At 72.2% G+C, this 23,401-nt stretch carries 24 protein-coding genes; 15 read left to right on the top strand and 9 right to left on the bottom strand.

Annotation, left to right across the window (positions count from 1 at the left end; translation table 11 throughout):
* The first annotated feature begins 41 nt into the window (after positions 1–41).
* Positions 42–329, top strand: coding sequence for a HesB/IscA family protein (locus FXF51_RS19190; RefSeq protein ID WP_148435861.1), 288 nt, complete (start codon positions 42–44; stop codon positions 327–329).
* Positions 330–384: 55 nt separating this feature from the next.
* Here FXF51_RS19190 and FXF51_RS19185 read toward each other — a convergent pair whose 3' ends face one another.
* Entirely contained in the window at positions 385–1,365 is a 981-nt protein-coding gene (locus FXF51_RS19185) for an acetylxylan esterase (RefSeq protein ID WP_148435860.1), read from the bottom strand.
* Between the two features lie 114 nt (positions 1,366–1,479).
* On the opposite strand from FXF51_RS19185, the gene FXF51_RS19180 reads away from it, so the two are divergent.
* The 4 genes from FXF51_RS19180 to FXF51_RS19165 all read left to right on the top strand — a co-directional run bounded on the left by FXF51_RS19180 (position 1,480) and on the right by FXF51_RS19165 (position 4,934).
* On the top strand, positions 1,480–1,755 hold the full coding sequence (locus FXF51_RS19180) for a hypothetical protein (RefSeq protein WP_148435859.1): 276 nt from the start codon (positions 1,480–1,482) through the stop codon (positions 1,753–1,755).
* A gap of 195 nt (positions 1,756–1,950) precedes the next feature.
* Positions 1,951–3,279, top strand: a complete 1,329-nt coding sequence (locus tag FXF51_RS19175; protein WP_148435858.1) for an alpha/beta fold hydrolase — start codon at positions 1,951–1,953, stop codon at positions 3,277–3,279.
* Positions 3,280–3,369: 90 nt separating this feature from the next.
* The gene (locus FXF51_RS19170; RefSeq protein WP_187414448.1) at positions 3,370–3,912 is read left to right on the top strand and encodes a DUF4142 domain-containing protein; all 543 of its coding nucleotides are present in this window, start codon (positions 3,370–3,372) and stop codon (positions 3,910–3,912) included.
* Positions 3,913–4,037: 125 nt separating this feature from the next.
* Positions 4,038–4,934, top strand: a complete 897-nt coding sequence (locus FXF51_RS19165) for a DUF2382 domain-containing protein (RefSeq protein WP_148435856.1) — start codon at positions 4,038–4,040, stop codon at positions 4,932–4,934.
* A gap of 77 nt (positions 4,935–5,011) precedes the next feature.
* Here FXF51_RS19165 and FXF51_RS19160 read toward each other — a convergent pair whose 3' ends face one another.
* Entirely contained in the window at positions 5,012–6,709 is a 1,698-nt protein-coding gene (locus tag FXF51_RS19160; protein WP_148435855.1) for an exo-alpha-sialidase, read from the bottom strand.
* Positions 6,710–6,960: 251 nt separating this feature from the next.
* Between FXF51_RS19160 and FXF51_RS19155 the strand changes: the two genes are divergently transcribed.
* The 6 genes from FXF51_RS19155 (at position 6,961) to FXF51_RS19130 (ending at position 13,732) form a co-directional block, all read left to right on the top strand.
* A complete protein-coding gene (locus FXF51_RS19155; protein ID WP_148435854.1) occupies positions 6,961–7,866 on the top strand; it encodes a hypothetical protein in 906 nt (301 codons plus the stop codon).
* Between the two features lie 69 nt (positions 7,867–7,935).
* Positions 7,936–8,172: a hypothetical protein gene (locus FXF51_RS19150; RefSeq protein ID WP_148435853.1), complete on the top strand. Its 237-nt coding sequence runs from the start codon at positions 7,936–7,938 to the stop codon at positions 8,170–8,172.
* A 67-nt stretch (positions 8,173–8,239) separates the two neighbouring features.
* Positions 8,240–9,640 (top strand): FAD-binding oxidoreductase, encoded by a 1,401-nt coding sequence (locus tag FXF51_RS19145; protein ID WP_148435852.1) that lies wholly within the window; start codon positions 8,240–8,242, stop codon positions 9,638–9,640.
* A gap of 78 nt (positions 9,641–9,718) precedes the next feature.
* Positions 9,719–11,311, top strand: coding sequence for an MFS transporter (locus tag FXF51_RS19140; protein WP_148435851.1), 1,593 nt, complete (start codon positions 9,719–9,721; stop codon positions 11,309–11,311).
* Between the two features lie 26 nt (positions 11,312–11,337).
* A complete protein-coding gene (locus FXF51_RS19135) occupies positions 11,338–12,477 on the top strand; it encodes an FAD-dependent monooxygenase (protein ID WP_148435850.1) in 1,140 nt (379 codons plus the stop codon).
* Positions 12,478–12,694: 217 nt separating this feature from the next.
* Positions 12,695–13,732, top strand: coding sequence for a fatty acid desaturase family protein (locus FXF51_RS19130; RefSeq protein ID WP_262379649.1), 1,038 nt, complete (start codon positions 12,695–12,697; stop codon positions 13,730–13,732).
* Here the strand turns inward: FXF51_RS19130 and FXF51_RS19125 are convergent.
* Positions 13,722–14,012: a hypothetical protein gene (locus FXF51_RS19125; RefSeq protein WP_148435848.1), complete on the bottom strand. Its 291-nt coding sequence runs from the start codon at positions 14,010–14,012 to the stop codon at positions 13,722–13,724. The two genes, FXF51_RS19130 and FXF51_RS19125, sit on opposite strands and share 11 nt — an antisense overlap.
* Before the next feature lie 62 nt (positions 14,013–14,074).
* On the opposite strand from FXF51_RS19125, the gene FXF51_RS19120 reads away from it, so the two are divergent.
* From FXF51_RS19120 to FXF51_RS19110, 3 genes are all read left to right on the top strand, one after another.
* Positions 14,075–14,677 carry a hypothetical protein gene (locus FXF51_RS19120; protein ID WP_148435847.1) on the top strand — a complete coding sequence of 201 codons (603 nt, stop codon included), beginning with the start codon at positions 14,075–14,077 and terminating at the stop codon, positions 14,675–14,677.
* Between the two features lie 90 nt (positions 14,678–14,767).
* Complete coding sequence (locus FXF51_RS19115) at positions 14,768–15,349, top strand: copper resistance protein CopC (protein WP_148435846.1); 582 nt, start codon at positions 14,768–14,770, stop codon at positions 15,347–15,349.
* Positions 15,339–16,340, top strand: coding sequence for a hypothetical protein (locus FXF51_RS19110; protein WP_148435845.1), 1,002 nt, complete (start codon positions 15,339–15,341; stop codon positions 16,338–16,340). The genes FXF51_RS19115 and FXF51_RS19110 overlap by 11 nt, the downstream gene beginning before the upstream one ends.
* Before the next feature lie 40 nt (positions 16,341–16,380).
* Here the strand turns inward: FXF51_RS19110 and FXF51_RS19105 are convergent, their stop codons facing one another.
* Both FXF51_RS19105 and FXF51_RS19100 read right to left on the bottom strand, forming a co-directional pair.
* Positions 16,381–17,373, bottom strand: coding sequence for an aldo/keto reductase (locus FXF51_RS19105; RefSeq protein ID WP_148435844.1), 993 nt, complete (start codon positions 17,371–17,373; stop codon positions 16,381–16,383).
* Positions 17,374–17,375: 2 nt separating this feature from the next.
* Positions 17,376–17,975, bottom strand: a complete 600-nt coding sequence (locus FXF51_RS19100; protein ID WP_148435843.1) for an NADPH-dependent FMN reductase — start codon at positions 17,973–17,975, stop codon at positions 17,376–17,378.
* Positions 17,976–18,077: 102 nt separating this feature from the next.
* Here FXF51_RS19100 and FXF51_RS19095 point away from each other — a divergent pair, with 102 nt between their 5' ends.
* Entirely contained in the window at positions 18,078–18,935 is an 858-nt protein-coding gene (locus FXF51_RS19095) for a helix-turn-helix domain-containing protein (protein WP_148435842.1), read from the top strand.
* Between the two features lie 86 nt (positions 18,936–19,021).
* On the opposite strand, the gene FXF51_RS62685 is transcribed toward FXF51_RS19095, so the two are convergent.
* From FXF51_RS62685 to FXF51_RS19075, 4 genes are read right to left on the bottom strand one after another with little or no spacing between them, the layout of a single operon-like run.
* Positions 19,022–20,944 (bottom strand): hypothetical protein, encoded by a 1,923-nt coding sequence (locus FXF51_RS62685; RefSeq protein WP_148435841.1) that lies wholly within the window; start codon positions 20,942–20,944, stop codon positions 19,022–19,024.
* 49 nt (positions 20,945–20,993) lie between these two features.
* Complete coding sequence (locus FXF51_RS19085; protein ID WP_148435840.1) at positions 20,994–21,611, bottom strand: pentapeptide repeat-containing protein; 618 nt, start codon at positions 21,609–21,611, stop codon at positions 20,994–20,996.
* A gap of 23 nt (positions 21,612–21,634) precedes the next feature.
* On the bottom strand, positions 21,635–22,795 hold the full coding sequence (locus FXF51_RS19080; protein ID WP_148435839.1) for a cation:proton antiporter: 1,161 nt from the start codon (positions 22,793–22,795) through the stop codon (positions 21,635–21,637).
* Between the two features lie 8 nt (positions 22,796–22,803).
* Entirely contained in the window at positions 22,804–23,286 is a 483-nt protein-coding gene (locus FXF51_RS19075) for a cation:proton antiporter regulatory subunit (RefSeq protein WP_148435838.1), read from the bottom strand.
* Positions 23,287–23,401 lie beyond the last annotated feature (115 nt).

The following is a 23,401-nucleotide window of genomic DNA, read 5'->3' as shown; positions in this document are numbered from 1 at the left end:
GGCAGCCAACTCCTGAACGTCGACCGTGAGGAGGAGCCGTAGTGCTCACCCTGACAGACAACGCCGCCCAGGCGATTCGCGATCTGACCGCGAACGCGCCCGAGCCCGAGCAGAGCGGGATCCGCATCTCGTCGCAGGGAGAGAACGCGAGCGCGCTGACCCTGACCCTGGCCACCGCCCCCGAGCCCGCGGACGCGGTGGTCGAGAACGAGGGGGCGCGGGTGTATCTCGACCCGGTGGCCGCGACTGTGCTGGAGGACAAGTCCCTCGACGCCGGAGCCGATGACCAGGGGAGCGTGTCGTTCCTGGTCACCGAGCAATCCGCTTGACGGGCACCGCCGCGCCGGAGCGGATGGGCACTCCGGCGCGGCGGCCCCGCCCCCTCTAGCTCTCGCTGAAGAGCTTGTGCAGGTAACGCACCTGCTCCTCCGACTGGTAGCCGCCCCCGCCCTCGTGATTGTTCCACGGCCAGACGGTGATCTGCTTCGGCCCCTGCCAGTGGTTGTAGGCGGCGAACACCGTGGACGGCGGGCAGACGTCGTCCATCAGCGCCACCGAGTACAGCGCGGGCACCGTCGCGCGGGCCGCGAAGTTGATCCCGTCGAAGTACGCCAGCGTCCTGAACACCTGCTCGGCGCTGTCCCGCCGGGTCGCGAGGAACCTGACCAGCTCCTGGTACGGGTCACGCCCGGTGATCTCGACGGCCCGCCGGAAGTGCGACAGGAACGGCACGTCGATCAGCGCCGCCTTCACACCCGGGTGCAGCGCCGCCGTGGCCTGCGCGATCGCGCCGCCCTGGCTGCCGCCCGCGACCACCACGCGCGCCGCGTCCACGGCCGGATGCGCCAGCGCCGCGTCCACCGCCCGCACGGCGTCGGTGAACACGCGCCGGTAGTAGTAGTCGGCGGGGTCCATGATGCCGCGGGTCATCATGCCGGGCGCCTGCGGGTTCGAGCTGCCGTGCGGGTCGCCGGTGGTGCCGGGGCTGCCGACGTTCGCGCCGCCGTGGCCGCGCGTCTCCATCACGAGGACGGCGTACCCGGCGGCAGGCCAGAGCAGGTGGTCCTTGGGGAATCCACGGCCGCCGCTGTAGCCGATGTAGTGCACCACGCACGGGACCGGGCCGTCCGCGCCGCTCGGCAGCAGGAACCAGCCGTTGATCCGGTGCCCGCCCCACCCGGCGAACGACACGTCGAACACGTCCACGCCGGTCAGCGGCAGGTTGTACGGGACGTACTCTGCCGCGAGGTCGAACTTCCCGGCCTCGGCCAGGGTGTCAGCCCAGAACGCGTCGAAGTCGGCGGGCTCGTCACGGTCGGGACGGTACTCGCGGAGTTGCTCGAGCGGCAGGTCGAACAGTGGCACAGTGGTACTCCAGCCTGTAGACAAGGTTGCTGTTATTTCATCCCATGTCGTCGGAAAGCGCTATCCCACGTCTCACTTCAGCTCAAAGCGTGAAATCTGGGTAGACGTCGACCCGTGAGCGAGCATGTTATCGAGATCCCCCACTCGCACCTGTATCCCGGCCTGATCCTCGACGCCCCCGCCGACGCCTTCGACTTCCTGGTGCTGTTCGGCGACGACTCCGAGTCGCGGGCGCAGTTGCTCAGCGACGACACGGGGCGGCCGGTGCTGCGGATGGGCGGTTACATGACGGCCAGGGGCACGGTCGTCGACGAGCGGGTGTGGACGGTGCGCGAGTCCGTGCGGCGCGGCGATCGGATCCGGCTGCGGCTGGGTCGGTCACTTCCCTGACCCGGGAGAGGGGCGTGCACTAACGTCCCTTTCGTGGCACCCAGCGCCAAACCTTCCTCCGGCCCCGGCTCCTCCCGCCGAAAACCGCCGCCCGCGCAGCCCGCGCCGGGTGGCCGGGTGACGCATGAGCAGGCCCTGCCCGGCGGTCGCGGGTCCTCTCCTCAAGCCCGCCCGGCCGAGACCAGGACCGGCCGAGTGTCCCCTGCTCCACCCCTGCCGGACGAGGCAGCCTCGGGCGAGCGCGCCGGGCGCCGTCCGAGCCGGACGTCCGGTGCGCGAGGTCGCAGGGCCAGGCGGCTGGCCGGGCGGGTGGTGGCGGGCGGGCTGGTCCTGGCGCTGGCCCCCGTCGCGGGCCTGGCCGCGCTGGCGGGCATGGCGCTGGTGGGCGCGGGACCGGACGTGTTCCCGGTGGTGGGCCTGGCGGTGTTCGCGTCGGTCCTCTTCCTGGGCCTCCTCCTGTGCGTCCCCAGACCCCGGCCGGGATGGCCCCGCTGGTTACGCGCCATCGCGGTCCTCGGCGTGGAGACGGCGGTGGTCTGGCAGATCTCCGCGATCACGCTGCACCCGCCGGCCACCCCGCGAGCCCCCGCCGAGGTGGCGGGGCAACGCGAGTGGCGCCTGCCCACAGGCTCCAGACTGGCCTACGTGCGGACGGCGCCGGCGAAGGCCGCCCACCCCGAACCGGTGATCTTCCTGCACGGCGGTCCCGGCATCGGCGACCTGGAGGGCGACTCGGCCTTCTACGGCCGCCTGGCGTCCGCGGGCTTCCAGGTGTACGTCTACGACCAGCTCGGCGCGGGCCGCTCGGCCAGGCTGGCCGACCCCCGCGAGTACGGCCTGACGAGGGACGTCGCCGACCTGGAGTCGATCCGGCGCACGCTGCGCGCGGAGCGCCTCAACCTGGTGGCCCGCGGCCACGGGGCGCAGCTCGCCGCCGCCTACCTGGCCGCACACCCCGGCCACGTCTCCAAGGCGGTCCTGTACTCGCCCACCGGCCTCCTCCCGGCCCGCCCGTCGTCCCGTCCCTCCATCGCCGCCATCCCCCTGGGGCCGGCCGGGCTGCCGCACCCGCGCTCCCTCGCCGTCTCGGCGCTGCTGCGGGTGGACCCGGTCACGGCGCACTCCTTCGCGGGGGATCGCGAGCTGGACGCGTACCTCTCGCTCCTGGACCACGACCCGTCGGCGTGCCCGGCGCCCCGGCCGGGACCGGGCCGGGGCGGTTACGTCGCGCTGGCCGGGCGCGCCGCGCCCGCCTCGCTGCGCGACAGCCTGGCGCGGGTGAACGTGCCCGTGCTGATCGTCAAGGGCGCCTGCGACGCCGAGCCCTGGTCGGACGCCACCGCCTTCCGCCGCGCCCTCCCCAACGCCCGCCTCGCCTACGCCGGCGACGGCACCCCGCCCGGCCGCACCGACGCCTACCTGAGGCTGGCCAGGACGTTCCTGACGGACGGCCGGTTGAACGCCTACGAGGGCGACGACCCGCCGCCCGGCTACCGCGGCCCCCTGCGAGCACCCGGCTCCTGACGCGCCCGAGCAGGGGTAATGCAGGGGTCGGCAGCACCACGACGGTTACTCTCTGTATTGGAGACGTATCACTATGTCATAGGAATCCTCATGCGCACCTGTCTGTCCCTGCCGCTGGCCGCCGCGACGCTGGCCCTGTTCACCGGTTGTGCCGCCGACGTGGCGCCCAACACCGCGGCCCTGCCCGCGCGTACCGACACGCAGCCGTCCGAGCAGGACAAGGAGTGGATGCGGACCATCCACCAGGGCAACCTCTCGGAGGTGCAGGCGGGCCGGCTGGCCATGGGGAAGGGCGCCACCAAGCAGGTCAAGGCCGTCGGCAAGCTGCTCGTCGACGACCACACCGCGCTGGGCTCCAAGGTCACCCAGGCGGCCACGCAGCTCGGCATCGAGCTGCCGACGTCACCGTCCAAGGCGCAGCGGGCGGAGGTCAAGCGGCTGCGGGACAGCTCGGGGCGGGACTTCGACGAGGACTTCCTGTCCGGCATGATCAAGGCGCACCGGGAGGCGCTGGCCGCCACGAAGACGGAGGTCTCCAAGGGGGCCAACCAGACGGTGAAGACGCTGGCGCAGACGGCGCAGCAGTCGTTGCAGCATCATCTGGACGCGCTGGAGAAGGCTCAGGAGAGCTGATCCAGCAAGCGCCCGTTTTCATGAAATAGGCCGAATCGTGCCCCACCCATGTGTGGATATGTGGCGATTTAGGGTATTTGTCCCTTTTGAACCAGGACGAACACATCGGGGGGATCGTCGTGGCTATGCAAACAGAGATCCGTAACCTACTCGACTGCCATGTGGTGGGGTCGGACGGACAATCGATCGGGAAGGTGGGCCAGATCTACCTCAACGATCACTCGGGCGAGCCGGAGTGGGTCACCGTCCGCACGGGGTTCTTCGGGATGAAGCAGACCTTCGTGCCGCTGGCCAACTCCCGCCGCTCGGGCGACGAGATCAGGGTCCCCTTCGACAAGGAGATGATCAAGGGCGCGCCCAACATCGACGTGGACGACCGCCTGTCCCTGAACGAGGAGGCCGACCTCTACCGCTACTACGGCATGCAGCCGGCCGACATCCCGCGTCAGCGCACCGGCGAGGCCCGCACCCGCGGCCCCGTCACCGGAGAGCGGGAACGCGGCGGCCTGGCCGGGGAGAAGTCGGGCCTGACAGGGGAGCGGGTCGACATGCCGGGCGAACGCGCCGGGCTGGCCGGTGAGATGCGCGGCGGCATGACCGACGACCGCGACATCGAGATGACCCGGTCGGAGGAGCAGCTCCACATCGGCAAGGAGACCAGGGAGACGGGCCGCGTACGCCTGCACAAGTACGTCGAGACGGAGAACGTCCAGCAGAAGGTCCCGCTCTCGCACGAGGAGGTCGTGATCGAGCGCGAGCCGATCCGCGACGGCGAAATGGCCGGCTCGCACGAGATCCAGGCCGAGGACCGGCAGATGATCCTGCACGAGGAGCGCGCGGTCGTCGGCAAGGAGACCAAGCCGGTCGAGCGCATCCACGTGCGCAAGCAGGACGTCCAGCACGAGGAGACCGTCGAGGGCCAGGTCCGCAAGGAGCGCCTGGAGATCGACGAGGAGGGTGTGACGAAGGACGAGAAGGACATGCCCTTCGGCCGTCGCGGCGACATGCCGCCGGGACGGTAAGGGCTTGCGGGAAAGTCACGCGGGGGCACCGTGAAGGGGCCCCTGCGGGCTCTTGCCGACCGGCGGGAGACTGCCGTTCATGAGTAGAGCTCGACCTCGTTCAGCACCGCGCATCTGCGGCCGATCTCCCGGTCGCAACCCGCCGACGGCTCCGTCACGATCTTGACGTGCCGGGCGGTGCGGCCGATCTCGTCGTAACGCAACGCGTGGTCGACCCTGTCCTTGATCGTGACGACCGGCCCGCCCCAGGACCGGCCGTTCTTCGACACGTACACGCGCGCGCTCGCCGGATGCCCCGGCCGCAGGCTCAGGCCGATCCTGGCCAGCGGGTACGGCCGGTCCAGGTGCAGCACGTAGGTGCCGCGGCCCCGGGCGACGGCGCTCGACCAGTAGCCCGTGCTGCCGTCGAGGGCGCCGCCGGGCCGCGTCCTGGGACGGCGGTGGCTCGTCCAGCGCATGTCGGTGGAGACGCGCAGCTCGCCGCGGCGGCGCAGCGCGGCCAGGTCGAGCCGGGTGCCGGGGGTGGCGACGTCGAACAGCAGGCGCTTGACCGCGTAACGGCCGCCGTACTCGAAGCGCCCGTGCGCGGGGCAGGCCGTCTCGTCGAGCAGCCCGTCCGGCCGCACGCCCGCCAGCTTGCAGTTGTCGAACACCTGGATGAACCGGTGCGGCCCGACGGCGGCCAGGCCCGTGTAGCCGGAGGAGCCGCGCGTGTCCACGATGCCGTCGCGGTTGTGGTAGGTGACCCGGGTCTCCCGCCACTCGTGGCCGAGGCCGTCGGGCGAGACCGCGAGCCAGTTGTCCGGCCGCCCGGCGCTCAGGATCAGCGCCCCGCCGGGCATCAGCAGCAGCCGGGGGGCCACGCCGCGCACCAGGCAGTCGAAGCCGGCCAGGCTCAGGCCGCGCGGCGGCTCCCAGGTGTGCCCGCCGTCGGTGGAGCGGGTCTGGTGCAGCATGGAGTATCTGCCGCCGTCGTGGCGCAGCACCGCCACCAGGCTGCCGTCCATCGCCTGCTCGACCGCCGCCTCGTTGTAGGCGAAGCCGGGCTCGGGCGCGGCGATCACGCCGCGCCGCTCGAAGGTGCGCCCGCCGTCGCGGCTGGCGTACAGCTCCGCCTGGTAGGCGCCGGTGGGGTTGTAGCGGGCGTACGCCGTGATCAGGATCGTCCCGTCGGCGAGCTGGATCGGCGCCCCGTGCGCGGCCCCGCCGGGCAGCAGGTCGCCGGGCGTGGTCAGCACGGCCTCCGAGCGCAGCCAGCTCTCGCCGTCGTCGAGCGCGGACGAGGTCAGCACGCCCAGCCGCGCCGTGTGCGGGCCCGTCCTGGCCAGGTAGTACTCCGTGGCGAAGAACCGGCCGTCGTGCAGCTCGATCGGCGACTCCCGCAGCGGCGTCTGCTCGGCGGGGCCGAAGGTGCGCCCGCCGTCCGAGGAGACGGCGGCGGAGCTGGTGAGGGTGACCACCTTGTCCACGTTCGTGGTGAAGGTGGCGATCACCTTGGTCTCGGGACGGCCGCGGCGGCCGGTCACGTCGAGGGCCGACACGTTCGGGAACCCGGCGAACTCGAGCCGTTCCGAGCCTTCGGGCTCCGGGTCGGCGGGCGGCGGATTCGGATGAATCCAGTCTAGGAAGGAAGCAGTGGCGACGAGGTAAGGCCCGGACTGAATGGGGTGATCAGGTAGCACGCAGTAATTGCCTCCGGCCTGCGCCGGACCGTGGTAGGCGGGCAGCCCGGCGGCCACCGACATGGCCGCGACCACGGCTCTGGGCACCCGCACTGGCTCGCTCCCCGGCTGTCGTCCACGATCTGCTGCACCGTTCGGAGCCTAGATCATGCACGCCCCGTAACCCCGTATTCACCTGCGGGAAGTCGCGGGTTAACGCCTGTTCCCCGTCGCGGCCCGATCTACCCATGCTGGATCCGTTAAGTGACAGTTGACAGGAAACGCCGGTCTAACGACGATCGGGACGGCACTATTAAGTGTCAATTTACGTAGGTCGAGAGACTGCGGGTCAGGAGGTGGCCCAGATGAGCATCGAGCCACGGGCGAAGGTGGCCCAGGAGCGCGTGCTGCCAGGCCCCGTGCCCATGGCGCCGGAAACCGTCGCCCAGCTACGCGTCGTACGGCGGATCTGCGTCAGGGTCGCGCCGGAGGGACTGGACGTCGGGGTCGCCGAGCTGCCCCCCGGCGGGCTACAGGTATGGATCGACACGCCGGTACCGGTGGACCAGCAGGAGTCATGGGTGCTGCACCACCGCATGGCCCGCGAAGTGGCGCTGGCCGGCTGGCACTGCGAGGCCGACGCCGACCGCCTCCTGGTGCTCGGCTGGAGCGCGGCGTGCCTGCACAACCGCGTCCGCCTGCTGCAGAGCGGGCTGCGCAGGCTCACCGACTTCGAGCCGACCGCGCAGCGCGCCGTGCAGCTCGACGGCCGCGCACCGGACGAGGAGCCCGCCGCCGCGCTGGTGAGCGCCGTGTGCGCCGCCATCGAGCGGCGGCTGCGCTGGCCCGAGCGGCTGGCGGAGCTCGACGGGTTCGAGCGCAGCTCGGCCCTGCCGCACCTGCAACTCCTTCTCGCCCAGGTCACCGGCCTGGAGGCGAAGGTCGCCGCGGCATGCCAGGAGCACCTGGTCATGGCGCGGGTGCTGGCGCGGGCCGTGTGCGAGCACTACGCCGAGCACTCGGACCTGAGCCGCGCACAGCGTGAGGTGCTGGCGGAGTCGCGCCGCTGGGTGCACGCCAGCTCCATGATCAGAGGCTCGGCCGGCGCCCGGCCGGGCTCTTCCGGTGCCGGCCGTCCCCACATGGGGCTGGCGGAGCGCCGCATCGCCGCGAGCGTCATCAACCACGGCCTGCCCCGGTACATCCCCGCGGCCGTCGCTCCACGGGCCGGCTACCCCGGCTTCGAGGAGACCGAGGAGGGCGCGCGCTGACCACCAGCCGCTCAACGGCGAGCGGTCGCCCGGAAAACCCCATTCGAGTCCGGTAGGAGAGCTCCCGTCATGCGAACCCCCCCGCACCTGCCCGCCCGATCCCGGCGCGAGCACGCCGACCACGTCCGGCGCCACCCCTACACCCTGCACGACGTGCCCGCGCAGACCGCTCCCCGCGGCACGCTCGACTTCCCCCAGACGCCGCCAGAAGAGGACGTGTACGTCGAGCAGCGCCTGCTCGGCATCAGAGAGCTGTCCAACCAGGCCATCGGGTCGATCGACGACCTGCTCCAGCACACCGTCTGACGTGTGCCCCCACAGCGGCTCCGACGCAGGGAGCCGGAAGAGCGAATCTCACCCCTTGAGGAGAGTCATGCAGGGACTATCGCGGCTGGAACTGAGGTCGCGTGACGTCGGGGGCCACCAGACACGCACCGTCGCGGGCGTCGAGACGCCCCGCAGCCTGGACGAGGTACGCGCACTCGTCCGGCAGGCCATGGCCGGCCGGCGCCGCCTCTACCCGATCAGCACGGGCCGCAACTGGGGCATGGGCTCGGCCGTGCCGGTCACCGACGACAACGTGGTCGTGGACCTGGGCGGCATGAACCGCATCCGTGGCCTCGACCTGGAGGCCGGCTACGCGGTCATCGAGCCCGGCGTCACCCAGCGGCAGCTCGCCGCGGTGCTGCGGGACACCCCGTGGATGCTGAACGTCACCGCCTCGTGCGCCGACACCTCGGTCATCGGCAACGCCCTCGACCGCGGCGACGGCTGCGTCCGCTCCCGCGTCCACGACGTGGCCGGGCTGGAGGCCGTGCTGGCGGACGGAAGCGTGGTGACCACCGGCGGGCTCGACCCCGCCGGGCGCTACCACGGTCGCGTTGCCGGGCCCGACCTGACGCAGACGTTCGTACAGCACAACCTGGGCATCGTCACCGCCATGGCCGTGTCGCTGGTGCCGCGTCCCGAGACCATCGGGCTCGTGCACGGCAGGATGAACCGTGACCAGGCCGGGGTGGCGCTCGGCGCCGTCACCGGCTTCCTGCGCCGCGGCAACCCGGCCGACGGGCTGCTGCGCGTCCGCGAGCTGTCGCTGGTGCCCAGCGGCGGCGACTGGATGTTGCCCGCCGGCGTCGACCCGGGCCTGTTCACCATCCTCGGGCCGCTCATGGGCAGCGACGCCACGGTGGAGCTGGCCGAGGAGCTGCTGCGCAAGGCGCTCATCGAGGTCGAGGGCGCCGAGGCGCTGCGCGTGCTGGACGCGGCCGAGGTCGCCCCCGACGACCCGCTCTACCCCCGCGCGCTCATGGCGCAGGGCATCCCCACCTGCCGCGGCGTGCACAACGCGCTCGGCGTGACGTCGTGCGACCGGATCGACGAGGGCGCGATGGGCTTCCTGGCACTGCTGCCGCTGATGCCCATGCACGCCCGCAGGACCGACCAGATCCTGGCCGCGCTGCAGACCGCCGTGGACCGCCACACCACCGCCCTCATGGTGGAGTGGAACCTCGTCAGCGAGCACCTCGCCAACGGCGTCATCCAGATCTTCTTCGAACGCGGCGCGCCCGACGCCCCGTACCGCGCGCACCAGCTCCGCAACGACGGAAGCTGCCTGCTGCGCGGCCACGGCTGCGCCATCTACCGATCCGACATCGATCACGCCGCCGCCGACGTCTGGTCCGAGACCAGCACCGCCGGCCTCGGCATGCTGCACAGGCTCAAGACGGCGCTCGACCCGGACGGCATGATCTCGCCCGGCCGGTACGGCGCCTGACCCACCGTCGAGACACGTCAGCTCCGCCCCTCGCACCGCCGGAGCGTGCGAGGCGGCAAGCCATCCATAGGAGGACACGTGCGTTCGTCACCAGCGGCCGTCAGGGGGACGGGCTCGACCGGCGCGGACCGGCGTCACGGTGTGATGCTGCGCCTGGTCGGTGCGGGTGTCATGTTGACGGTGATGGCCGACACCACGGCCACCACCCTGGCAGTGGGAGTGCTGCGCTACACGCCCGCCGGCGCCGGCATGCCGCTGGGTGACCTGGTGTGGCTGACCAGCGCGGCGTTCATCCCGATCGCGGCCCTGCTGGCCACCGCCGGCCGCTGGGCCGACCTGTTCGGCCGCCGGCGCGTGCTGGCGGTCGGGCTCGTCGTGTTCGTGCTGGGCGGGATCGCCACCGTCACCGTGGAGCCCTGGTCGTACGTGCTGGCCGCACGGGCCGTCCAGGGCGCGGGAGCGGCGGCGATGATCCCGGCCAGCCTCGGCCTGCTGCTCGGCGAGCTGCCGGAGTCGCAGCGCCGCGGCGCGATCGCACTGTGGAGCTCCGCCTCCGGGCTGGGCTGCCTCCTCATGCAGGCGGGCGGCGGCTGGCTGGCCGCCACCGTCGGCTGGCGGGCGCTGTTCGTCCCCGACGTCGTCATCGGCGTCCTGCTGCTCATCGCGTGCGTGGCGCTCCCCTCCGGGCGGCGCAGCACCACCAAGGGCGTGCCGGACGTGCTCGGCGCCTGGCTGCTGGCCGCCGGGATCGCCGTCGTGGTCCTGGCCATCTCCAAGGCGATGGCCTGGGGCATGGACGTGCTGTGGCTGGCGCTGGCCGCGCTGGCCCTGCTCGGCGGCGCGTTCGCGCAGGCCAGGCACCACCGCCTGCCGGCGATCGACCTGGCCCTGTGGCGGCGGCCCCGGTTCGTCTGGGGCTGGCTGGCCACCTGGGGCTTCGGCGCCCTGTCCTACGGGCTGCTCACCGTGCAGCCGCTGTACCTGCTGCACCTCGGCTACCCCATGCTCGAAGTGGCGATGTGGCTGACCCCCACGTCGGTGGCCGTGGTCGTGACGAGCTTCCTGGCCGGAAAGCTCCTCAAGCGGGTCGGCGCGTACGGCCTCATCTACGCCGGCTCGCTGCTGTGCGGCGGCGCCTGCGTGCTCGTGCTGACGCAGGCCGGTCCCACCGTGTGGGGCCTGGTCGCCAGTGTCGTGGTCGGCATGGGGGTCGGCGCGCTCGCGCCCGGCACCTCCGTCGCCACCACCCTGGCCGCCCGCCCGCACCAGTACGCCTCCGCGGTGGGCGCGGCCACCATGGCGCGCATGGTCGGCGGCGCCGTCGGCGTCGCGGTCGTGTCCGTCGTGATCGACCACCCGTTCATGACCGGCCCCTTCGCGGGCCTGGCCGGCGCGCTCGCCCTGTGCGTGGCCATCTCTGTGCTGATCGGAGCACTGGCCCTGACCAAGATCACCCGGCTGCGGCCGGACCCGGGTGACGTCATGATCAAGGTGCCCCGCAGGCTGCTGCTAGAGCTGCGCATGACCCTCGCCACCGTTGCGGCGGAGGCCGACGCGCTGCTGCCAGTCGAGACCCGCACACCCTCCGCAGACCCCCACCTGGACCCTGTCCCGCGGCCGCGGACGGCCGAACCCGGCCCCCTCGCAGGTACCCGCGGGCATACGCACTAGTTCAACCATTCGAAAGGGCTCTCGTCATGGCAACCACATCGTGCGACGTAGCCATCGTCGGCGCCGGGCTCGGCGGCTGCTTCCTGGCCTTGCTGCTGGGTCGCCGCGGCCTGAACGTCGTCGTCATCGAGCAGGGACCCTCCGTCCCGAGCGCGGGCGCCGACTTCCTCAAGCCCCCCGGCCTGCGTGTGCTGGCCCGGCACGGGCTGGCCGGCCTCGTCGAACGCCATGGCCTGCGACGCGACATCATCCGCTACTACCACGATGGCGACCCCATCCAGGAGTGCCGCTTCCCCGACGGCGGCTTCCTCATCCGTCCCTACAGGGAGCTGGTCGAGCTCATCTACACCTCATGCGCGATGCAGGGCGTCCAGTTCTGGTTCGACGCCAGCATCGGCGACATCGCGGTAGGCGAGGACCGCATCGAGGAGCTCATCCTGTGCGACGGCCGGAGGCTGCGGGCCGGCGTGGTGATCGGCGCCGACGGCACCAAGTCCGCCGTGCGTCAGGCGCTGGGCATCGAGCAGTTCACGATGCCGTACGAGCGGCTGCTCATGCGGGTGGCGACCGTGCCGCTGAGCGCCAGCGTCGCCCAGCTCAACCGGCTGTACTTCAGCTCGGAGGGCTGGCTCACCTACCTCTATCCGATCAACAGGGACCAGGCCCGCGTGTTCGTCGGCTTGCCACCCGAGGACGACAAGGAGGTCTTCCAGGACGGCATCCCCGCACTCATCGACGAGCTGAAGAAGTTCGTGACCGACAGCTCGGACGCGTTCAACTCCCTGCAGCCCGCCACCTGGCAGCGGATCAAGGTCTCGTCGCTGCGGGTGGAGGCGTACCACAAGGGCAACGCCGCACTGCTCGGCTCGGCCGCGTTCGCCTGCCACCCGATGACCGGCATGGGCATGAGCTACACGCTGCACGACGCCGAGATCCTCGCGGACGTCATCAGCGCGGCGGGGCCCGACCCCGAGCTGCTCGACCGGCTGCTGCACGCCAGGTACGAGCCGCGCAGGCACGCGCACCGCCAGCTCATCGACTACGGCGACGCGCTGGCCGCGACCTTCCGCGACCGTGAGGCGTACCTGGCGGCCTTCCGCCCGGAACTGCACGTCCACGGCGAGGCGGCCGCGCCGGAGCCGATGCCCGAACTGCAGCTCGCCTGAGCCGGCGCCCCCGCCGCCCGCCATTCCCCACCAGGTGAGAGTCGTCGTCCAGTGCCACGCTGAGTGCGATGGGCCGGCCCGATCCCCAGGCGGCGGGGACGCCCAACGGTAGGGCGTGCACTACCACGAGGACGGGTGACAGCCGGGGTCCGCCAGGCCGCCTTCGCTCGCGATGCTGAGGAGAGATCATCCACTCCCCGGCATCGGAGACGAGAACGTGACTGTGGCAGAGACCTCCCGCCCGGCCCCTGCGCAGCGGGGGAGCGACTTCGCGCGGCTCTCGCGACGCATCGCCGAGGCCGGGCTGCTCGACAAGCGGCCCGGCTACTACGCGATGCGGATCGGCCTGGTGGCCGCCCTGTTCGCGGGCACCTGGGCGGCGTTCGCCGTACTCGGCGACTCCTGGTGGCAGCTCGGCGTCGCGGTGCTGCTCGCCGTGGCCTTCGCCCAGGTCACGCTGCTGGCCCACGACCTGGCGCACGGGCAGATCTCCCGCTCCAGGCGGGCCAGCAGGATCGCCGGGCTGATCGTCGGCAACCTGGCCGTCGGGCTCAGCTACGGCTGGTGGATGGACAAGCACACCCGCCACCACGCCAACCCCAACCACGAGGAGCACGACCCGGACGTGGCGCCCGACGTGCTCATCTGGTCGCGGCGGCAGGCCGAGGCCAGCCGGGGGCTGCCCCGGTTCGTCGGACGGTGGCAGGCGTTCCTGTTCTTCCCCCTGCTCACCCTCGAAGGCGTGAACCTGAAGGTGTCGAGCTTCCGCGCGCTGCGCAGGAAGTCGCTGAAGAACCGGGGGACGGAAGGCGCGCTGCTGGCCGCCCACGTGCTGGCGTACCTGGGAGCGCTGCTGCTGGTGCTGCCGCTGCCCAAGGCGCTGCTCTTCCTGGCCGTGCACCAGGCCTGCTACGGCGTCTACCTCGGCTGCACGTTCGCGCCCAACCACAAGGGCATGCCGGTCCTCACCGCCGAGGACGAGCTGGACTTCCTCCGCAAGCAGGTGCTGACCTCGCGCAACGTGCGCGGCGGCCGGCTGGTCAACACCGCGCTCGGCGGCCTGAACTTCCAGATCGAGCACCACCTGTTCCCCAGCATGCCCACCGCGAACCTGCGCAGGGCGCAGCCCATCGTGCGCGACTACTGCGCCTCGCTCGGCGTCGGCTACGCCGAGTGCGGGCTGCTGGAGTCGTGGGGGCAGGCGCTGCGCCACCTGCACGAGGTCGGCGAGCCGCTGCGCCGGGTCACTCCGTGACGACGAGCTCCAGGCCGTTGAAGTCCTCCCTGACCTGATGACCCGCCTCGATCAGGACCGTCCGCAGCGCGAGCAGGACCGCAGAGCGGATGGTCGCGTGCCGGACGAGCTGGTCCGCTGAGGTGCCCCAGGTGATGACGACCCCGCGCGTGGGATCATGCCATACTCCGAGCCCGCCATCGGCGGACATCAATGAAGGCTCTACAGTGAAGCCCGCGTCCATCAGCTCCCGGCGGACCGCGCGTTCCAGGTCCTGGCCGGCGCTCGTGGCGATGTCCATCGAAGTCCGCTGCCCTCACAGGCGCGGTTCGAACCTCGGCGGGCCGAGAACCTTGTGAAAAGATGTCTGCTGTGCCCGCCCCCGTGCCCGTTCCTGGGCCCGTTCCAGTGTCCGCGCCGCCGGTGGCGTCCGCGGTGCTGAGGCTGTCGCGGGCCGTGGTGTTCGCCACGGTCTGCGGCGCCGTGTCGGCGGGCGGGCACGTGCTGGCCGGCGGCGGCGCGGTGCCGTTCGGGGTCTGCCTGGCCGGGGTGCTGGCCGCGCTCGGGCTGGCGTACCTGATCGACGGACGCGAGCGCGGGCCCGCGGCCGTGCTCGCCGCGACCGCCGGCACCCAGCTCGTCCTGCACCAGCTCTTCGAACGGCTCGCGCCCGGCACCGCGTCCGACCACGGGCACGGGCATCCCGCGCCCGGCATGGTGCTGGTCCACCTCGTGGTGGCGGGGCTGACGGCGTGGTGGCTGCATCGCGGCGAGAGCGCGCTGTGGCTGATGATCCGTCTGTACGGGGCGCCGCGCCCGGTCGTGCGGCTGCTCGTCACCGCCCCCGTCGCGGACGGCGTGGGCGCGCCGTCGCCCCGATGGCGGCCGAGGACTCCCGGCGCCCTCGTGCGTCCGGGCCGGACGGTCTCCGGCACGATCAGCAGGCGAGGGCCACCCGCGGCCTGAACGCCGCGTTTCCCTTCTCTGCCCTTGCCTGTGTCCGGACGTCCGGCGCCACGGGCGCGGTCGTCCGGAAGATCATTTCGGAGACCCATCATGGCATTTCGCAAGGCCCTCATGGCCGCATTCACCTGCGCCCTGCTGCTCACCCTGCCGCTCACTCTGCCCGTTTCGCCCGCCTATGCCCACGACACGCTCAAGCGCAGCTCGCCCGCCAGGGACGCCGAGGTCACCTCGGTCGAGGAGATCGAGCTGGAGTACAGCGCGAGCGTCAAGTTCCCGTTCGTCGTGCTGCACGACGCCGCAGGGAAGGAGGTCACGCTGGGGAAGCCGCGGCTGGACGGGCCGGTGGTGTTCGCCGAGGTGCCCCAGCCGCTCCCGCCCGGTTCGTACGTCATCGCGTGGCGTGTCGTCTCTTCTGACGGGCATCCCATTGAGGGTGAAATTCCCTTCAACGTGAAAGGATCAGCTACGGCATCCGCTTCGCCCGCGAGCGCGGCCCCCAGCACGGGGGCGGCGCGGCCCTCGGCGGTCGCCGGGGAGCAGCCCGCCGCCGCCTCGGCCGGGGTTCCCGGCTGGATCTGGGGCGGGCTGGCGGTGCTGGTGGTGCTGGGCGCGTTCGTGCTGATCAGGAGCTCGCGCCGGAGGCCCGATCGGGAGGAAGTGCATGCGGATTGAGCAGGCCAGGCGGGTCGCGCAGGAGTGGGTGCGGGAAGAGGGCGCCGGGCTGCCCGGGTTCGGCGGGGCGTTCCTGACGGGGTCGGCGTTGTGGGCCGACCCGGGGGAGGAGCTGGCGCCGACCTCCGACGTGGACGTCATGGTGGTGGCGGAACCGTCCACCCACATAGCCCACATCGGGAAATTTCCGTATAAGGGGGTGCTGTTGGAGGTGTCCTCCACGGCGCCCCTCGGCTCCCCGCACGAAGTCCTCAGCGACTACCACCTGGCGGGCAGCTTCCACCTGCCGTGCGTGCTGGCCGACCCGTCAGGGCGGCTGACCGAGCTCCAGCGGATCGTCTCCCGCGACTTCGCCGAGCGGCCCTGGATCCTGGCCCGCTGCACCAACGCCATGGACCGGGTGCGCGGCTGGATCAACGGCATGGACGGGTCCGCGCCGCTGCCAGAACAGGTCACCGCCTGGCTGTTCGGCACCGGGGTGACCGCGCACGTCCTGCTGGTGGCCGGGCTGCGCAACCCCACCGTCCGCCGCCGGTACGCCGCCGTCCGCGAGCTGCTCGCCGAGCACGGGCGGCTCGACTTCCACGAGAGCCTGCTCGGCCTGCTCGGCTGCGCCGACCTCGGCCCCGGGCAGGTGCGGCGGCACCTGGCGGCGCTGGCCAAGGCGTTCGACGCGACCGCCTCCGTCCGGGTGCCCGGCTACCGGTTCGACTCCGACATCTCCGCCGCCGCCCGGCCGGCCGCCATCGACGGCAGCATGGAGCTCATCGAGCGAGGCCTGCACAGGGAGGCGGTCTTCTGGCTGGCGGCCACGTACGCGCGGTGCCTGGCCAAGCGGGCGGCGGCGGGGCTGCCCGCGGAGTACGCGGACGAGTTCCACGAGCTGCTGGCCGATCTGGGGGTGGACACGTTCGCCGCCCGGCGGCGCCGCGGGGACCGGGTCCTCGCGGCGCTGCCGGGGCTGTGGCAGACGGCCATGGCGCTCTGCTGAGCGCTGTCAGACACGGCGCTCTGCTGAGCCGGTTTCGCGTTCAGCGGCCGTCCAGGCGGGGGAGCGCGTCGCCGTAGATGTCCGGGCTGCGATCCACCTCCCCGACGAAGTCGCCGGGGAACCCCAGGTCGAACTCCACCGCCGCCTCCAGCCGCCGCATCGCCTCCTCGGGCAGTGCCCGTGCCGCGTCCGAGGCCCCCAGGTTGTCCTTGAGCTGCGCGGCGCTGCTCGTCCCGAGAATGGGATGCACCCCGCGCCGCACCGCCCACGCGATGGCGACCTGCGAGGCCGTGACGCCCAGCTCGCCCGCCACCTCCAGCACGGCCCGCACCCCGGCCCGGTCCCGCTCGCTGATCGACTCGGGGGACACGCGCGAGGCCGCCGCGCCCGGCTCGGCGTACCGGCCGGACAGCACGCCGTGCGCCAGCACCCCCCACGCCGCCACGCTGATGCCGAGCCCCTGCGCCATCGGCAGCAGCTCCCGCTCGATGTCGCGCCGCAGCAGGCTGTACGGCACCTGCAGCCCCGCGAACGGCGTCCACCCTCGCCACTCCGCCAGCGTGTTCGCCCTGCTCACCACCCATGCGGGCGCGTCGGAGATGCCCACGTAGAGCACCTTGCCCGAGCGCACCACGTCGTCCAGCGCCCGCATCGTCTCCTCGATCGGGGTGTGCCGGTCCCATACGTGCACCCAGAACAGGTCGATGTAGTCGGTGCGCAGCCGCCGCAGGCTCTGCTCCAGCGACAGGACGAGGTTCTTGCGGTGGTTGCCGGCGGCGTTGAGGTCGGTGCGGTCACGGGTCGGCGTGTACTTCGTGGCGAGCACGAAACGGTCGCGGCGGCCTTGCAGCAGCTCGCCGACCACGTTCTCGCTCTCGCCGTACATGGAGGCCGTGTCCACGACGTTGCCGCCGGACTCCTCGTACAGGTCGAAGATCTGCCGCGCCTCGGGCGAGACCTCGCGGTAGGTCATCGCGCCCAGGAACAGCTCCGACACCCGCAGCCCGGTCCGGCCCAGCAGTCTGTACCGCATCGTCAGGCCGCCTGGTAGGGGACGGCGCGCCTGGCCTGCCGCAGCGCGGTGCTCCACCAGCCGAGCTGGTCGAGCAGGGCCTTGGCCGCGGCCTCCGCGCCCTCGGCGTCGCGGGTCAGCCGGCCGTCGGGCTCGAAACGGGTCCAGTGCTGGTCGAAGCTGAGCCAGTTGCGGATCGTCACGGCGTGCAGCTCGCCGAACACCTGCCGCAGGTGCTCGGCCGCGCGGATGCCGCCGCCCTGCCCGCCGTACGAGATCAGCGCCACGGGCTTGGCCTGCCACTGTGTCAGGTGCCAGTCGATGAGGTGCTTGAGCGCGGCGGGGTAGCTGTGGTTGTACTCGGGCGTCACCACCGCGAACGCGTCCGCCGCCTCCAGCCGCCCGGCCAGCAGCCGCATCTCCTCAGAACGGCCTGACACGTCCATGAGCAGCTCCGGCGCGAGCGGCAGCGCCGCGGGCAGGGCCGTGTCGGCCGGGTCGATCACGTCCAGGTCGAACAGCCCGTGCGTGGACGCCTGCTCGGTGAACCATCGGGCGATCCCCGGCCCGTAACGCCCTTCGCGGACGCTGCCCGAGAGCACCGCCAACTTCATCTTCGTCATGGCCCTCAGCCTGCCGTCCCGCCGCGCCCGCAGGGAGACCGCGTCCAGACTGGCCCCGGGAGGGCCACGCTAAGCGGGAGCGGGATCCGTAGACTCGAAGCCGTGAGCGAGAACGAGCTGGGCGCCTACCTGCGCCTGCGCCGCGAGGCACTCAAGCCCGCCGACGTCGGCCTGTCCCCCGGCGGCCGGCGCCGCACGCCGGGGCTGCGCAGGTCGGAGCTGGCCACGGTGGCGGGGGTGAGCGTCGAGTACCTGACCAGGCTGGAGCAGGGCCGCGACCGCAACCCGTCCGTGCAGGTGCTCGTGTCGCTGGCCGACGCGCTGCGCATGACCCCGGACGAGCGCATGCACCTGCGCCACCTCGCCAAGGTCACCAGCGGCGGCATCGCGCTCTGCCCTGCCGCCGGTCAGGCGCCCGCCCGCGTCGTCCGGCCCAGCGTGCGCGCCCTGCTCGAACGGCTGGAGCCCGCGCCCGCCGCGCTGCTCAACCGGCTCGGCGAGGTGATCGCCCGCACCACCGGCTTCGAGCGCCTCTTCGGCCCCATCGGCCTGCTCGACGGCGACCCGCCCAACCTGACCCGGTACGTCTTCACCGACGTGCGGGCCAGGATCGCCTTCCCCGACTGGGACAGGGTGGCCGACGAGCAGGCCGCCGCCCTCAAGTACGAGGCGGGGCCCGACGACTCGTGGGCGGGTGAGCTGATCGACCTGCTGTCGTTCGCGGCGGGCGAGGCGTTCACCGAGCGCATGGCGCGCACGGCGGGGCCGCCGCGCCTGGCGCCCGTCCAGCGGATGGCGCACCCGGGGGCCGGCGAGCTGCGGCTGACCCGGGAGCCGCTCGACCTGCTGGCGGACGACCAGCGGATCCTCGTCTACCTGCCCGCCGACGCCGCCACGGCCACCGCCCTCGACCACCTCACCGGCCGCCACCCGGGCGCCCTGCGCGCCGTCAGCGCCTGAGCGCGGCGCCGCCCGGGCATCGCTCCGCTTGAGGCACTGTCGGTGCTCCTGACGATCGTCGTCAACCTCCTGCTCTGAGATGCCGCTCAGGCGCGACGCAACGTCCGGGTCAACCCGGCGGCGATCGTGGTGGCCAGCACCCACCCCGCCGCGATCAGCCCGTACGCCAGCCACTGCGTCCCCCCACCCGGGTTGAACGCCTTCTCCTGCCCGAAGTCGATGATCGGCAGCAGCAGGTCGAGGCTGTACATGAACGCGTTGAAGTCCGGCGCCTCCCCGCGTTTCAGCGCCGGCGGCTGGACGATCTGGAACACCACGGTGCCCACCGCCAGAAGCGCCACCAGCCAGGCCGCCGCCCGCAGCGGGCGGAAGCCGTAGCCGACGGTGGCGTCCTGGAGGTGACCCCAGAAGCGGGCGTATCCGGGCAGGGTGTCGCGGCGTTGCTGTTGCCCGGCGAGGAGGGTGGCGCGGGCGTCGGCCTCGCTGCCGAGCCGCCGGTACATGGCGGCGAGCTGCTCGTACGCGTTCGGCAGGTACCCTTCGGGGTCGCGGCGCAGCCAGGCGAGCCGTTCGGCGGCGGGCAGCATGGGCTCCAGCACCTCGTACGACAGCCCGTCCATGCACAGCTCGTCCGGCCACACGGCGGCGTCGTCCTGGAGGACGCCGATCCGGGCGTGCCGCAGGTCCACCGCGCCCCGCACCGGCTTGGCCGTCCGCATGGCCAGCTCGCGCACCTCCAGGCGGCGGCAGGTGAGGGCCTTGCCGCCGGGCGCCTCCAGCGTGGCGTCGTCGAAGCACAGGCGGCTGCCGATCTGCGCGTACGTCAGCCGGATCCGGCCCTGAGCCGAGAAGCCCTCGCAGAGGTTGAGCACCTTGCCGACCGTGATGCCGTTCGCCGACAGGGCGGCGCCGCCCGGGTTGACCAGCGTGGCGCCCGTGAAGTGGGCGGGGCCGGACACCGAGGCGTCGGTCAGGCTGATCTCGCCCTCGGCCGACATCCCCTCGCGGGCCAGCAGCGCGCCGTCCACGGCGAGGCGGTCGCCGCGCAGGGCCACGCCGCCAGGGGCGCGCAGGCGCGCGCCGTCCAGGTTGAGCGTGCGGCCGACGGCGGCGCCCTCCAGCCAGACGGTGCCCTCGGTCTCGATCCGCGACAGGTACAGGCCGGCCTCGGCGTTCAGCCCGCCGCCGTGCAGGGCGAGCCCGCCGGGGTTGCGCAGCACGGAGCCGCGCAGGGTGAGCGGGCCGGAGACGCGGGCGAAGCGGAACGACACCTCGCCCTCCACGGTCATCGCCCGCGCGAACAGGCCCACCGGGACGACCAGGTTCGAGCCGCCGAACGCCAGCCCGCCGGGGGCGCTGAGCCGGGCGCCCTCGAAGTTCACCGCCGCGCCGATCCTGGCGGCGGTGAGGATGATCTCGCCGTCGCAGCGGAACCCGTCGCGGGCCAGCAGGTTGCTGCCGACGTCGAGGTGCTCGGCGTTGAGCGCGGCCCCGGCGGCGGGCTCCAGGTGGGCGCCGTTCAGCGAGAAGTTGCTGCTGATGCGGGCGCTGCGCAGGCGCAGCTCGCCGGTGACGTGGCAGCCGGCCAGCCGCAGGTCGCCCTCGACCTGGAGGTTGGAGCCGATCAGGCCAGGCAGGGAGCAGCCGGCGAAGCTGAGGAAGCGGGTGCGGGCCTGGTACAGGTCGGGGGTCTCGTCGAAGGCGCAGTCGCGGAAGGTGACCGGCAGGTCCACCTCGCTGAACGCCAGGTGTAACAGCCCGGTGATGCGTGCTCCGGACAGGCGCAGGGCCGGTTTGTCCGCCGGGCCGGTGTACTCGCCGAGCAGCAGCTCCGCCAGCACCTCCGCCCGGATGCCGCGCTCGGCGCCCCAGGCGGCGGCGTTGGCCGGGGAGTCGTGGACGGGGTCGCCCGAGCGCAGGTCCACGTCCTGGCCGCGGCGGATGGCGGTGGCCACGGCCTGTTCGGCGGCGGTGAGTTCGGCGTTCGGCACATGGACATCCTCGTGCACGGCACGCACTCCCCGGGGCGCGCGTACCCGTGCGGGCCGGAAAGTGCCGTCAGTCCCGTACGTCGAAGCCCAGCGCGCCCGCCACCAGCGTCGCCTGGAACGGGTCGATGATCGCCCCCGCGAGCGTCACCTCACGCGGATCCAGCGTGCTCAGATCGCTGCCGCGCAGGTCACACCGGGTCAGATCGGCCTCACGCAGCCACGCCCCGGAAAGATCGGCCCGCCGCAGCTCGGCCCCCTCCAGCCGGACCCCGGAAAGATCGGCCTCGCGCAGCCGGACGCCGCGGAAGGTGCTGCCGCGCAGGTCGGCGCCGGCCAGCCCGACGTAGGACCAGTCGCCCCCGTCCACCTTGAGCAGCCCGAACGTGCAGCCCTCGAACACGCTGCCCGTCAGCTTGCAGCTCTCGAACGTCGCGTCGAAGAGCGAGCAGCGCGAGAACACGCAGTTCAGGAAGCGCGCGTCGGTGTGCGTGGACACGTTGAAGCGCACGTTCCTGAACTGGCACTCCTCGAACGACGAGCCGTGGTCGACCAGCTCGGTCATGTCCACGTCCTGGAACAGCACCCGGTGGTGCCGCTCGCCGGAGATCTCGCGGCCGTCCCAGTCGGCGGACCTGATCGTCGTCTCGGTGGGCGGCGCCGGGACGCCGTGCCTGCGCTCTGCCATGCGAACAAACTAGCGGATCACGCTCAGGCGCGCTTGGCGATGGCGGTGATGAACGGCTGCACCAGCTTGGCCGCCAGGGGGCCGAACGCGGCCAGGATGAGCACGTACGCGGCGGCCAGCGCGCCCAGGTCGGGGTGCACGCCCGCGCCGACGGCCAGGCCGGCGATGACGATGTTGAACTCGCCGCGCGGGATGAGCGCGATGCCCGCCCGCGCCTGGCCGGCTTTGGCGATGCCCGCGCGTCTGGCCGCGTACATGCCGGTCAGCAGCTTGGTGATCATGCTGACCAGGGCGAGCAGCGCGGCGAGGCCGGCCACCGGCAGGATCGCCTTCGGGTCGGTCTGCAGGCCGAAGAAGACGAAGAAGACGGCCGCGAACAGGTCGCGCAGCGGCGCCAGCAGCGCGTGCGCGTCCTCGGCGAGCTGGCCCGACAGGGCGATGCCCACCAGGAACGCGCCCACCGCCGCCGATACCTGGAGCTGCTGCGCGAGGCCGGCGACCAGCAGCGCGAGCCCGACCACCTTGAGCAGCAGCACCTCGGAGTTGGGGCTGGAGACGAACGCCTCGATGAGGCGTCCGAACCGCAACGCCACGACCAGCACCACGCTCACCGTGAGCAGCGCGATGCCCACCGAGATCGCGCCCTGCACGAAGCTGAGCCCGGCCAGCAGAGTGGTGAGGACCGGCAGGTAGACGGCCATCGTCAGGTCCTCGAACACCAGCAGCGACAGCACCGTGGGCGTCTCGCGGTTACCGAGCCACCCCAGGTCGGACAGCACCTTGGCGGTGATGCCGGAGGAGGTGGCGTAGGTGACGCCGGCCATCGCCACGGCCGCGACGGGCCCCCAGCCGAGCAGGAGCGCGCAGATGGCGCCGGGGGCGGCGTTGAGCACGAGGTCCACGATGCCGGCGCGGGCGTTGCCCGTCAGGCTCGTGACCAGCTCGTCCGCGTTGTATTCGAGGCCGAGCGTGAGCAGCAGCAGCACCACGCCCAGCTCGGAGCCGATTTCGAGGAAGTCCGTGCTCGTGGCCAGCGGCAGCACGCCGCCGGTGCCGAACGCGAGACCGGCTATCAGGTAGAGCGGGATGGGCGAGATGCCCGCGCGCAACGCCAGCGCGCCCAGGATTCCCAGGCCTAGGAGGACAGCACCGAACTCGAGGAAGACGATCGCGGTATGGTGCACCCGCGGCCCTACCCGTTCGCCAGGATGTCGGCGACCTCTGCGGTGCTCTCCTCGCTGCCCACGACGACCACGACGTCACCGGCGGCGAAGGGGAATTCGGGCCCCGGGCTGGCGAACACCTGCCCGGCGCGCACCACCGCGACGATGGAGGCGCTGGTACGCGTCCGCACGCGCGCGTCCCCCATCGGGCGGCCCGCGTAGGGGGAGCCGGCCGGGATCGGGAGCTGCACGCTGACCAGGCCTTCGACCTGCTGGTGGAGCTGGTTGAGCCGGGCGACGATCCGGGGCGCGCCCAGCAGCTCGGCCAGGGCGTCGGCCTCCTCGTCGTTGAGCTTGACCGTCTGGCAGACGGCGTCCGGGTCTTCCTTGTCGTAAATCACCAGGTCCCGGCGGCCGGTGCGGTGGGACACGACGCCGACCCGTTGTCCTTTTCGGGTGGTGAAGTCGTGTCGTAGTCCGATTCCCGGCAGTGCTGTTTGTTCGACCTCCACCTAACCCACCCGTCCAGATCCGCACATTTCCGGACAACCCTACCAACGTAATGACCCGGTCAGTCATAGGCCAATTGGTGGTAGTGAGGAGGTGTATGTGTCACTTTCGGCCCAT

The sequence above is a fragment of the Nonomuraea sp. PA05 genome (assembly GCF_008086045.1).
GTDB classification, from domain to species: Bacteria; Actinomycetota; Actinomycetes; order Streptosporangiales; family Streptosporangiaceae; genus Nonomuraea; species Nonomuraea monospora.
Note: the sequence above shows the minus strand (reverse complement) of the source record. Positions and strands in the feature narration are given on the sequence as shown.